Below are 11,838 nucleotides of genomic sequence, written 5' to 3'. Positions count from 1 at the left end.
TCCTGCTGAGTCAACCAGCGCCGATTCAATTCGTGTAACGGGTTGTCGGGCTGGAAACGATTCAAATAAACCACGGTGGGCGTCGTGCCCACCGCGGCCAGGGTCAGGCGGACGGCGTTGATGGTGCCGAGCTCGGCATCGGCCACCAATAACATCCGGTCCACCTCCAAGCGTCGCAACAGTTCGAGGCTATCGCCGTCGCTAGACAGTGGCGAGCGCACGCCGCCGACGGTTTCGACGAAGCCGATGTCGACGTTGGCAGGCCAGCGGATCTCGCTGACGATCTCTGACATCCACACCGGGCCGCGGCCCAGCGCATTCGCTGCCATCGGCGGGGCCATCGCCAGCGGATAACAACGGTGTGCAGGACAAATGTCTGCCAGGTCTTCGCCGCTGGCTCCTGCGAGCAGCGACGCGTCAGTGTTGATGTCGTCCGGTGCATAGGACTGCACGGGTTTGCGGGCGGCTACTCGCGCGCCGCGCAGCTTGAGCGTTGCCAACAGCTGCGTGGTCACCCAGGTCTTCCCAACTTCCGTGTTCGTCCCGATCACACCGATCAATAGGGAAGGTCTGGTAACAATCGAAGTCATGCTTGGATATTTTGTAGCTAGCTTAAGTTGAGTTTGGCGAGCGCGTCTTGCAGAGTCCTGATCATGCTTTCGGTATGCGATGCCGACAACGCGACTCGCAGCCGGGCGGTGCCTTTGGGCACGGTCGGCGGGCGAATCGCCGGCACATGGATGCCGATCTCTCTGAGCTGAGATGCTGCGGCGAGTGCTGCAGCATCCTCACCTAGCACGATGGGCACGATGGCCGAAGGATGTCCGGGGCGAAGCATATCGATATGAGATCGCAGCCGAGTGCGCAAGCGATCGCCTTCCTGGCTGCGATAAATTCGCACTGCCGCGCTAGCGGCAGCTGTGTCGGCGGGTGACAGGCCGGTGGTGAAGATGAATGTCCTCGCGCGATTCACGAGCAATTCGATCAAACGACCGGAGCCGGCCACGAAGCCGCCCAACGAGCCTAGCGTCTTCGAAAGTGTGCCGACGTGCAACACCTGTAACTCATAAATCGATTCCAGCTCGGGGCCGAGCGCGGCATGCGCTCCATCGATCACCAATAGTGCGCTGTGTTCGATACACAACTGCGCGAGCGCGGACAGCGGCGCGGTGTCGCCATCCATGGAAAACACCGATTCGGTGACCACGATTTTGCGACCTGGAGTCTGTCTAAGCAGGCTTTGCAAGTGCTCTAGATCGAGATGGCGGTAGATCACACTGCGGGCTTTGGCCAGGCGACAGCCGTCAATGATGGAAGCGTGATTCAATGCGTCGCTGAATAGCGTCACATCGGCTTCGCCCAATGCCGTGAGCACGCCAAGATTGGCGGCATAGCCCGACGAAAACACCAGCGCACGCTCGGCATGTTTCCACTCCGCGAGCTGCGATTCCAATTGCACATGCAAGGTGCGAGTGCCGACGATCAGGCGCGACGCCAGTGCACCGGTGCCGAAACGTTCGATAGCGTCAATGGCTGCGCGTCGCACCTCCGGATGCGAAGCGAGGCCCAGGTAATCATTTGACGCAAACGATGTGAGCAATTTATCGCGCACCGTGCCGGCCGGCCCGTCACCGTCGAACGGTACTGGCTCGCGATATCTATCGATGGCGCGCAGGCCGGCGAGTTCGCGCTCTGCCCAAGCGTTCCAGTCGGTCATGCCGTCTCCTCCAGGGCCGCGGCCAGCGTCGCAACGATGCGATCGACTTCCGCTGCCGTGATGGTGAGTGGCGGCACGAGCGTGATGACGGGGCCCATGGAGCGCGAAAGCACGCCGCGTTTCACCATCGCTATACAAGTTCGGCGCGCGAGCTTGGGATCGTCGCTCGTGTCCAATTCGACTGCGCCCATCAAACCGACCAGACGGATTTGTTTCACGCGCTTGAAGGGACGAATGCGAGTCTCGAGCGCGGAGCGCAATTGCTCGGAGCGCTCACGAACGTTGTCAAGGACGGGCGGCTCTGCCATCAGCTGTAAATGTTTGAGGGCCACTGCTGCTGCCAGCGCATTTCCGCCGTACGAATGACCGTGATACAGCGTCTTCTCGCTGAGGTCCGGACCGAGGAACGCGGCGAATACTCGGTGTGATGCGACGGTGGCGGACATGGGCAGATAACCGCCAGTGATGCCTTTGCCCAAACACAGAATGTCGGGTCGCAGTCCGCATTGTTCCGACGCGAACAAGGTGCCGGTGCGACCGAAGCCGGTGGCGACTTCATCGCAAATCAACAACACACCGGTGTCGTGACAGGCCTGCGCCAATGCTGCGAAGTCTTCTGCAGGCGCGATCGACATGCCTGCAGCACCTTGCACCAACGGCTCGACGACCACGGCCGCGAGTTTGTGTTGATGCTCACGAACCAACTGGGCTGCGGCATGCAATGCGCCGGGTTCGGTGAAGGCCGGCGCGCGGATCACCGGAAAGCGCAACGGATCAAAAATTTGTGTGCCGAAGCCGCCGCCGCCCAAGGACAGCGAACCGATGGTGTCGCCGTGATAGCCATCGCCGAACGCGAGATACGTCGTGCGGCCTTGTTCGCCTTGGTTGGTCCAATACTGGAATGCAATTTTCAACGCTTGCTCGACCGCGGCGGCGCCGTCGGACGCGAAGATCGTATGTGCACGATCCACCGGCACCACTTTCGCCAAGGCTTCGGCGAATTCGATGACGATACGATTGCCGTTGCCGAGCATGGTGGAGTGCGCCACCCGATCCAGCTGATCGCGAATGGCTTGATCGAGTTCGGGCACGCGATGGCCGAGTGTGGTCACCCACAGCGACGAGATCGCGTCGAGGTAGCGGCGCCCGTCAACGTCAATCAGCTCTCGGCCTTCGGCTCGTTCCACGATGACCGGGCTGTTCACGCCATAACAGTCCATCTGAGTGAAGCCGTGCCAGACCGTGGCAGCGTCTCGTTCGAGCCAGTTCATGCTGTCAACCTCGTCTACAGAAGCAGGTCGACAGTGTAAGCGACTATGATCCGCCGATGGAAAAAACCTATATCTCGGCCGATTCCTTGCTGCGGGACTCACTGGCCTTGGGTGTCCAGATTGTGCGCAGTGGCTATCGGCCCTCGTTCGTGGTGGGCATTTGGCGCGGCGGGGCGCCCATCGGCATCTGTGTACAGGAGGTGCTGGAGTACAACGGCGTCGAGTGCGACCACATCGCGATTCGTACCTCGTCGTACCAGGGCATCGACCAACAAGCCAAGACCGTGCGGGTGCATGCCGTCGACTATCTGGTGTCGCAGTTGAGTGCCGAAGATCAGTTGCTATTGATCGACGATGTGTTCGATTCGGGCCGCAGTTTGGAGGCGGTGATCGGCGAACTGCAGCGCCGCTGTCGTCGCAACATGCCGGAGCAAGTCCGGATCGCGACGGTGTATTACAAGCCGACTCGCAACACCAGTGCGCTGCGGCCGGATTATTTTATTCGCGAGACCGATCAGTGGCTGGTGTTCCCGCACGAAGTGCAGGGACTGACGCGCGAAGAGATTCTGGCCAACAAGCCGGTCGGCGCAGATTTCTTCTTGGACCAGAAATAACTCAAGGTCGCATCAGATCGGCCAGCGTGAGTGCGACCACCGCCGTGGCCTTTTTCAAATCGTCCAAGCGCAAACATTCATCGGCGCCGTGGCCGTTCGCTTCTTGCAGCGTCCTCGGCCCCGCGCCGTAGAGCACGGTAGGAATGCCGGCGGAGGAGTAGTGCCTCGCGTCCGTGTACAGCGGCACGCCACGCACGGGGATTGCAACACCGAACTCGGCCTCGGCGTGAGTGCGAAGCGCGATGATCAATCGAGCGGCGCCCGGCAGTTCGAGCAACGGCTCGGCCTGCATGATTTGTTTGATCTCGACCGTGATGCCAGGTCGATGCGAGATTGCCGCTTCGATCACGGCATGCAGTTGCGACTCGGCGTCTGCCGCCGACTCTTCCGGAATGACACGACGATCCAGACGAAGCGTGACTCGATCCGGCACGACGTTGGTGTTGATGCCGCCTTGAATCAGTCCCACCGTGAGCGTGGGCGTGTCGATGCCCGGTACTTTGGAGTGCTGCTGCGACAACTCATCGCGATGTTCGTACAGCGCTTTGAGAATATCGGTGGTCGCTGCCAATGCGTCGACGCCGGTAGACGGCATGGCGGCGTGGCCAGACTTGCCGTTGACCACCACTTCCAAATGCAAACAACCGTTGTGCGCGCTGGTTACTGCATAGGAAAAGCCGGCGCAGATTGCCAGGTCGGGTTTGCTCAGTTGTCGTTCTACCAAACGCTTCGGGCCGATGTTGCCGCCGACTTCTTCGTCATAGGTGAAGTGCAACTCCACCGCGCCGTTCAGCGGCACGCTCTGCTTTTCCAGGTCGAGCAATGCCAGCAGCGCCCAGGTGTAAGTGGCGAAGTCGGATTTGCTCACGGCGACACCGCGGCCAAACATGGTCAAGCCATGATCGGCATCGTCGATGATTTCCGCGCCATATGGATCGCGCGTCCAACCGCCCCCGGGAGGCACGACGTCGCCATGTGCGTTCAGTGCGATCGTCGGTCCGCCGCGGCCGAAGCGTCGGCGAACGATCAGATTGGTCGCCGAGATCATGCCGTTTGTTGTTACTGCCGCTGCTGGTACGACGTCCTTTTCGACTTCCAGGTCGAGCAGGCCCTCCAGCAACTCGTGCGCACGTTCAGCGGCCGAGGCGCAGTCGCCCGGCGGGTTGTCGCTGGGCACGCGCACCAGTTCAGCAAGGAATTCCACTTGCCGGATGAACTCGCGTTCCAGAAAGGCATGCACCTTCCCTCGGACGGTCTCGGACATTCAGGCACCCAGGTTGGATCGAGTTATAAGTTTGCGCCAGCTAGCGTGCAGCTCGAGGCGGCATTATAAAGATGACGCACTGATCGGCGCAGCAACCGTCGTTGACGAATCGTTGACATTCAGCGATGGCGCGGGCTGCGTTGGAACCATCAGTGAGGTCGACCGCTTAGTAGGGGACTCGATTCCATCCGAATTCTTCTGGAGGATGAAACCATGCGTGCCTTTGCTTTGCTTGCCGTGACCGCGATGTTGTTCGCGGCCGGTTGCGCTAAAAAAGATGACACCTCGGTGGCACCGCCGGCCGATACGGCGCCAGCTCCGGCTGAAGTTGCGCCAATGCCGTCGGAAACACCGCCGCCTGCCGATGCCACTACGCCGCCACCGGATAGCACTACGCCACCGGCTGATGGCACTACGCCGCCGCCGGCGCAGTAATCGGGCCGCAGAGGCGGCGTCATGCTGGCGCCGCCTCACTCGCTCATAACGGACCATAACTTCCTTATCACCTCGCCGTTACTGACACGCCCGAGGCCTGGCTGCAGAATCACTGCCCCTCGATCTGGTCGGCAGTGACAACAATGAAAATTCGGCCCTGGTTAGCCTTGCTCGGCGTGCTGCTCACGTCCGCAGTGTTTTCGCAGCGGGCGTTCTCACAAGAACTGCTCAACGCCTCCTACGACGTCGCTCGCGAACTGTTCGACGATATCAATCCGGCCTTCGTCGCCGAGTGGCAACAAAAAGCCGGTAAGACGCTGAAGATTCGTCAGTCGCACGGCGGTTCATCGAAGCAGGCGCGTGCTGTTGCCGAAGGCTTGGCGGCCGACGTGGTGACATTCAACCAGGTCACCGACATCCAGCTGCTGCACACGCAGGGCCTGGTCGGTGCCGACTGGCGGCAACGCTTGCCGAACAACTCCTCGCCGTTCTATTCATTGCCGGTGTTGTTGGTGCGCGAAGGCAATCCCAAGCAAGTGAAGGACTGGTCGGATCTGGCCAAGCCCGGCATTCAAGTGGTGTTCCCGAATCCCAAGACCTCGGGCAACGGTCGTTACACGTATCTGGCTGCTTATGCCTACGCGCTGTCACAGAACAAAGGCGATGCAGCCAAAGCCAAGGACTTCGTCACTCGGTTGCTCGCCAACGTGCCGGTGTTCGATACCGGCGGCCGCGGCGCGACCACTACTTTCATCGAGCGCGGCATCGGCGACGTGCTGGTGACGTTCGAAAGCGAGATCACTGCGATTCGTCGCGAGTATGGCAAGAGCAACTTGCAGGCCGTCATTCCTTCCGTGAGCTTGCGTGCCGATTTCCCGGTGGCGGTGGTCGACAAAGTCGTGGATCGCAAAGGCACGCGCGAACCGGCGACGGCTTACTTGAAGTATCTGTACAGCCCCGCCGGCCAAGAGATCATCGCCAAACATTACAACCGCGTGCATGACGCCAACGTATCCAAGAAGTACGCGGCGCAGTTCCCGGCAGTGAAGTTGCTGACGGTCGAAGAAACGTTCGGCAGCTGGGACTCGGTGGTCAAAACTCACTTTGCCGACGGCGCCATCTTGGACCAGGCGTTGGCCAAAGCACCGGCGCGCTGATCGCCCGGATTTCTCGTTAGCTCCGAGCATTGCGCAGCAGGTCGGTTCGCGCCATCCTGCCGCGCAGAGCAACGGAGAGACCGCAATGAGCGATGTGCTGTATGAAGAGCGCGGCCGGGTGGCCGTCGTTACGTTGAATCGACCCGAAGCCTTGAACGGCTTCACCCACGAGATGCGGGTCGGCATCATCGAGGCGTTCAACAGGATCGCGGCGGCTGAACATATTCGCGCCGTGGTGTTGACCGGAGCGGGGCGTGGCTTCAGCGCCGGCGCCGATCTGAATGCGTTGCCGCCTTCGGGAATCGAGGTCGCGGCCATGCTGGAAAATGAATTCGGCCCCGGCTTGCTGGCCATCGCCGATCTGCCCAAGCCGGTGATCGCGGCCGTGAACGGTTTCGCGAGCGGGGTCGCGGCGGGCTACGTGCTGGCCAGCGACATCGTCTTGATGGGCGACAAAGCGTTTCTGCAACTGCCGTTCGCCAAAATCGGTCTGGTGCCCGATGGCGGCCTGACCTGGTTGTTCGCGCAGCGGCTGGGGCCCCGGCTGTCGTTCGAACTGGCGCTCAGCGGCGATCGTATTCCCGCCGCCCGCTGTGTCGAGCTGGGTTTGGCGAATCGCGCGGTGCCCGACGCCGACCTGTTCAATGAAGCGTTCGCGCTGGCCGAGAAATTGGCCGACGCCGCGCCGTTATCGGTGGCCGGCACGAAGCAGCTGCTGCGTCGGGCGCCGTCGCTGGATTTCGCCGGTGCCATCCGCGCCGAAGGTGAATTGCAGAAGGATTGCATCGACAGCCAGGACTTCCGTGAAGGCGTAAAGGCGTTCTTCGACAAGCGCCCGCCCAAATTCACCGGACGCTGAGCGGCGGCCCAGGCGTTGCCGTAGGCGCTGCGCGGCCCAACCAAGTCCGTAGCCGGGCTTGCCCCGGCCAGCGCTGGGGGCGCCTGGCAGCCAAATGGCCGCCCTAGCGGCGTCGCCACCCCTCGATGACCCGCCGTGCGCTTAGCGAACGCCTGAAAAACCCGGCCATGGGGTGCACGCGGGGCAATTGTCCATATAAGCTCCGCACCCCTGCGGGGAATTATCTGCAACAGGGTCTGGTTGGAGCATTTGAATGAGTATTCGTTTGAAGGTGGTGGACCGTAACGGCGGCGAGCACGAGGTAGAGACGGCGCCGCAAGGCTCATTGATGGAAACGCTGCGCGAGCTGGATTATGGCGTCAGCGCCATTTGCGGCGGCATGTGTTCCTGTGCCACTTGCCACGTCATCATTGCTCCGGAATGGTTCGAGAAGCTGCCCGAGCGGCAGAGCGACGAAGGCGATTTGCTCGCCGAGCTGCAGTTCCGCCAGGACACCTCCCGGCTGTCGTGCCAGGTGCAGCTGAAGCCGGAGTACGACGGCCTGCGCGTCACGCTCGCCCCGGAAGAATGATCGATTTCGATACATAACTCATGTCCACCGAGACTCACACCGACCCCATTTATGTCGTCGGCGGCGGCCACGCCGGCGGCGAAATTGCGTTTGCGCTCCGCCAGCAGGGCTACACCGGGCCGTTGACCATCATCGCTGAGGAAGGCCATTTGCCGTATCAGCGGCCGCCGCTGTCCAAGGCTTATTTGAAGGGTGAGTGCGAAGCGTCGTCGCTGTATCTGCGCCAACAAGCGGCGTATGAGAAAGCCAACATCGACGTGTTGCTGAGCCGCCGCGTCGAGCGTATCGATCGCGCCGCCAAGCAGCTGGTATTGGACGATGGTCGCGAGCTGAAATATTCCAAGTTGGCGCTGGCCACCGGCGGTCGCGCTCGTCGCATGACCATCGAAGCGGCGGCTCGTGCCGAGCGCGCCAATAACTTTCATTACCTGCGTAGCATCGACGACGTGATCGCGATCCGCTCGCGCTTCGAGTCCGGCAAGCGCCTGGTAGTGATCGGCGGTGGTTATGTCGGATTGGAAGTCGCCGCATCGGCGATTACGCGCGATGTGAACGTGACGGTGCTCGAAGCGCTGCCTCGCGTGCTGGCACGAGTGACCGCGCCACAAATGTCCGAGTTCTATGAACGCGTGCATCGGAATGCCGGCGTCGATTTGCGCACCAACATCGAAGTGACCGGGCTGGACTTCAACGAAGCCGGCGACGCGGTCACTGCCGTTCACTGCACCGGCGGTGTGGTGATCCCGGCGGACGTGGTGGTCGTGGGTATCGGCTTGTTGCCGAACACCGAAGTGGCGCAGGCGGCGGGCTTGGATGTCGACAACGGGATCGTGGTGAACGAGTACGCCGTGACTTCCGATCCGGATATCGTCGCTGCCGGTGATTGCACCAATCATCCCAGCACGTTCTGCGGCCGGCGGATTCGCTTGGAATCGGTGCCGAACGCGGTCGAGCAGGCGCGCGTCGCGGCGGCTTCGCTGGCTGGCAAGCCCAAGGCTTACGATTCGGTGCCCTGGTTCTGGTCCGATCAATACGATCTGAAATTACAAATGACCGGCCTGTCGCAGGGCTACGATCAGTTCGTGTTGCGCGGCTCGCCGGACAACAAGTCGTTCGCTGCCTTTTACTTGAAGGCCGGCAAGCTGATCGCCTGCGATGCCGTCAATCGCGCGCAGGAGTTCATGGTCGCCAAGCGCCTGGTGGCGGCTTGCCAAGCGTTCGATCCGGCCGTGTTGGCCGACGAATCGGTGCCGCTGAAGACGCTGGCGCCGCCGGTGCAAGCGGCCGCTCCGCAGAGCTGATATCGCTAACGGCGGCCCGCTAACAACCGGGCCGCCGCTTCGGCAATACCCCATTGGTCGTCGCGCCGGCCGCTGTGGCAAAGTGGCGCCTGATACTCCAAGGACCAATCAGGGGGCACGCGATGACCGAAGCAACTTCGAGCGGCTTCAAGCCTAAGAAATCCGTGGCACTGTCCGGCGTCACCGCCGGCAACACGGCGCTGTGTACGGTGGGCCGCAGCGGTAACGATCTACATTATCGCGGTTATGACATTCTCGACGTCGCCAAGAGTTGCGAGTTCGAGGAAATCGCCTTCCTGTTGATTCACGGCAAGCTGCCGAATCATGCCGAGCTCGCCGGCTACAAGGCCAAGCTGGCGCGTCTGCGCGGTCTACCGGCCGCCGTGAAATCGGTGCTGGAGCAATTGCCGGCCGCGGCCCATCCGATGGACGTGATGCGCACCGGCGTTTCGACGCTGGGCTGTGTGCTGCCGGAGCCTGAACATCACGGGGCTGCCGCGGCTCGCGACATCGCCGACCGGTTGATCGCCAGCCTCGGCTCCATGCTCACCTATTGGTATCACTACAGCCATCACGGCCGCCGCATCGAGGTGGATACCGATGACGATTCCATCGGTGGCCATTTCCTGAGCTTGTTACATCAGCAGACACCGTCGCGTGAATGGGTGCATGCGATGCATACGTCGCTCATTCTGTACGCCGAGCATGAGTTCAACGCGTCCACGTTTGCCGGTCGCGTCATCGCCGGCACCGGATCGGACATGTATTCGGCCATCACCGGTGCCATCGGCGCGCTGCGTGGTCCGAAGCATGGCGGTGCCAACGAAGTCGCCTTCGAAATTCAGCAGCGCTATGACTCGCCCGATCAGGCCGAGGAAGACATTCGTAAGCGGGTGGCCAACAAAGAAGTGATCATCGGCTTCGGTCATCCGGTCTACACCATTTCCGACCCGCGCAACGAAGTGATCAAGCAGGTCGCCAGTCAGTTGGCGCAGGATGCCGGCGACACCAAGATGTTCGACATCGCCGCGCGCCTGGAAAAGGTGATGAAAGACGTCAAAAACATGTTCCCCAATCTCGACTGGTTCTCCGCGGTGTCGTATCACCTGATGGGAGTGCCGACCGCGATGTTTACCCCGCTGTTCGTGATCGCACGCACGACGGGTTGGGCTGCGCATGTCATCGAGCAGCGTGAAGACGGCAAGATCATTCGTCCCAGCGCCAACTACGTCGGGCCGGAGAACTTGCAGTTCGTGCCGCTCGACCAGAGGCAGTAATCGAGTTCGAATGGCACATTACGATCTCAAGTCGGCGCAGCGGCCGGCACCGGATGAGTTGCTGGTCGCAATCGCGGAGTACGTGCTGTCGTATCGGGTCGACAGCGAGACCGCTTACGAGACCGCTTACTATTGTTTGATGGATACGTTGGCGTGCGGCTTCCAGGCGCTGCGCTATCCGGCTTGCACCAAGTTGCTCGGTCCAGTGGTCCCCGGGGCGGTGATGCCAGGCGGCGCTCGTGTGCCTGGCACCAGTTACGAACTCGATCCGGTGCAGGCCGCATTCAATATCGGCGCGATGGTTCGTTGGCTGGACTTCAACGACACCTGGCTGGCGGCGGAGTGGGGTCATCCTTCGGATAACCTCGGCGGCATCCTGGCCGTGGCGGATTTCATGTCTCGCCGGCATGCGGCACAGGGCAAGTCGGTGCTCCATGTGCGCGACTTGCTCACCTACATGATCAAGGCGCACGAGATTCAAGGCGTCGCGGCATTGGAGAACAGTTTCAACCGCGTTGGCCTGGATCATGTGCTGTTGGTGCGCATTGCTTCGACGGCCGTGACCACCGCCATGCTGGGCGGCACGCGTGAGCAGGTCATCAATGCTGTTTCCAACGCCTGGATCGATGGCGGCGCATTGCGAGCCTATCGTCACGCGCCCAACACCGGCTCCCGCAAGAGCTGGGCAGCCGGCGATGCGACCAGCCGAGCCGTGCGTCACGCGTTGATGGCGATGGTGGATGAGATGGGCTATCCCTCCGCGATCAGCGCGCCGACCTGGGGTTTTCAAGAAGTGCTGATGAAGGGCAAGCCGCTGTCCATGCCTCAGCCCTTCGGCAGCTATGTGATGGAGAACATCCTGTTCAAGCTGTCCTACCCCGCCGAGTTTCATGCGCAGACGGCGGTGGAGGCGGCGATGAAGTTGCATCCGCAGGTTCGTCGGCAGCTGGAGCAGATCGAACGCATCGTGATCGAGACTCAAGAGTCCGGCGTGCGCATCATCGACAAGACCGGGCCGTTGAACAATCCCGCCGACCGTGACCATTGCATCCAATATATGGTCGCCGTTCCTTTGATCTTTGGCCGGCTGCAAGCGTCCGACTATGAAGACGCCGTTGCTCGAGATCCGCGCGTCGACGCGCTTCGCGAACTCATGGTCGTTAACGAGAATCCGACCTTCACTCAGGAATACCTGGCCGCCGACAAGCGAGCCATCGGCAATGCCGTGCAAGTGTTCTTCAAAGACGGCACTCGGACCGAGCGCGTGCAGGTCGACTATCCCATCGGCCATCGCAAGCGACGCGCCGAGGGCATGCCGGTGCTGGTGCAAAAGTTCGAAGCCTCGGTGGCCGGACATTTCTCGGCAAAGCAG

General features: G+C 61.5%; 12 protein-coding genes. 8 read left to right on the top strand and 4 right to left on the bottom strand.

What is annotated here, in order from left to right; all coding sequences use genetic code 11:
- The 3 genes from JNL55_RS34075 to bioA all read right to left on the bottom strand — a co-directional run.
- Nucleotides 1–515, bottom strand: a 515-nt coding sequence (locus tag JNL55_RS34075; protein ID WP_293865353.1) for a dethiobiotin synthase, incomplete at its 3' end; no start/stop codon positions are given.
- Between the two features lie 92 nt (nucleotides 516–607).
- Complete coding sequence (locus JNL55_RS34070) at nucleotides 608–1,717, bottom strand: aminotransferase class I/II-fold pyridoxal phosphate-dependent enzyme (protein WP_293865350.1); 1,110 nt, start codon at nucleotides 1,715–1,717, stop codon at nucleotides 608–610.
- Nucleotides 1,714–2,988 carry an adenosylmethionine--8-amino-7-oxononanoate transaminase gene (gene bioA / locus JNL55_RS34065; protein WP_293865347.1) on the bottom strand — a complete coding sequence of 425 codons (1,275 nt, stop codon included), beginning with the start codon at nucleotides 2,986–2,988 and terminating at the stop codon, nucleotides 1,714–1,716. The genes JNL55_RS34070 and bioA overlap by 4 nt, the downstream gene beginning before the upstream one ends.
- 56 nt (nucleotides 2,989–3,044) lie before the next feature.
- On the opposite strand from bioA, the gene JNL55_RS34060 reads away from it, so the two are divergent.
- Complete coding sequence (locus JNL55_RS34060; RefSeq protein ID WP_293865344.1) at nucleotides 3,045–3,602, top strand: phosphoribosyltransferase; 558 nt, start codon at nucleotides 3,045–3,047, stop codon at nucleotides 3,600–3,602.
- 1 nt (nucleotide 3,603) lies between these two features.
- On the opposite strand, the gene JNL55_RS34055 is transcribed toward JNL55_RS34060, so the two are convergent.
- Complete coding sequence (locus tag JNL55_RS34055) at nucleotides 3,604–4,866, bottom strand: M20/M25/M40 family metallo-hydrolase (RefSeq protein ID WP_293865341.1); 1,263 nt, start codon at nucleotides 4,864–4,866, stop codon at nucleotides 3,604–3,606.
- A gap of 213 nt (nucleotides 4,867–5,079) precedes the next feature.
- Here JNL55_RS34055 and JNL55_RS34050 point away from each other — a divergent pair, with 213 nt between their 5' ends.
- From JNL55_RS34050 to JNL55_RS34020, 7 genes are all read left to right on the top strand, one after another.
- The gene (locus JNL55_RS34050) at nucleotides 5,080–5,301 is read left to right on the top strand and encodes a hypothetical protein (RefSeq protein ID WP_293865338.1); all 222 of its coding nucleotides are present in this window, start codon (nucleotides 5,080–5,082) and stop codon (nucleotides 5,299–5,301) included.
- Nucleotides 5,302–5,444: 143 nt separating this feature from the next.
- The gene (locus JNL55_RS34045; RefSeq protein ID WP_293865335.1) at nucleotides 5,445–6,458 is read left to right on the top strand and encodes a sulfate ABC transporter substrate-binding protein; all 1,014 of its coding nucleotides are present in this window, start codon (nucleotides 5,445–5,447) and stop codon (nucleotides 6,456–6,458) included.
- An 85-nt stretch (nucleotides 6,459–6,543) separates the two neighbouring features.
- Nucleotides 6,544–7,317, top strand: coding sequence for an enoyl-CoA hydratase/isomerase family protein (locus JNL55_RS34040; protein ID WP_293865332.1), 774 nt, complete (start codon nucleotides 6,544–6,546; stop codon nucleotides 7,315–7,317).
- A gap of 253 nt (nucleotides 7,318–7,570) precedes the next feature.
- A complete protein-coding gene (locus JNL55_RS34035; protein ID WP_293865329.1) occupies nucleotides 7,571–7,888 on the top strand; it encodes a 2Fe-2S iron-sulfur cluster-binding protein in 318 nt (105 codons plus the stop codon).
- 20 nt (nucleotides 7,889–7,908) lie between these two features.
- Entirely contained in the window at nucleotides 7,909–9,189 is a 1,281-nt protein-coding gene (locus JNL55_RS34030) for an NAD(P)/FAD-dependent oxidoreductase (RefSeq protein WP_293865327.1), read from the top strand.
- Nucleotides 9,190–9,311: 122 nt separating this feature from the next.
- Nucleotides 9,312–10,466, top strand: a complete 1,155-nt coding sequence (prpC, locus tag JNL55_RS34025) for a 2-methylcitrate synthase (RefSeq protein ID WP_293865325.1) — start codon at nucleotides 9,312–9,314, stop codon at nucleotides 10,464–10,466.
- A 10-nt stretch (nucleotides 10,467–10,476) separates the two neighbouring features.
- Nucleotides 10,477–11,838 (top strand): bifunctional 2-methylcitrate dehydratase/aconitate hydratase (locus JNL55_RS34020; RefSeq protein ID WP_293865323.1); only part of this gene is annotated, 1,362 nt, incomplete at its 3' end.

The organism is Steroidobacter sp. (genome assembly GCF_016790065.1).
In the GTDB taxonomy this organism is placed as follows: domain Bacteria; phylum Pseudomonadota; class Gammaproteobacteria; order Steroidobacterales; family Steroidobacteraceae; genus Steroidobacter.
Note: the sequence above shows the minus strand (reverse complement) of the source record. Positions and strands in the feature narration are given on the sequence as shown.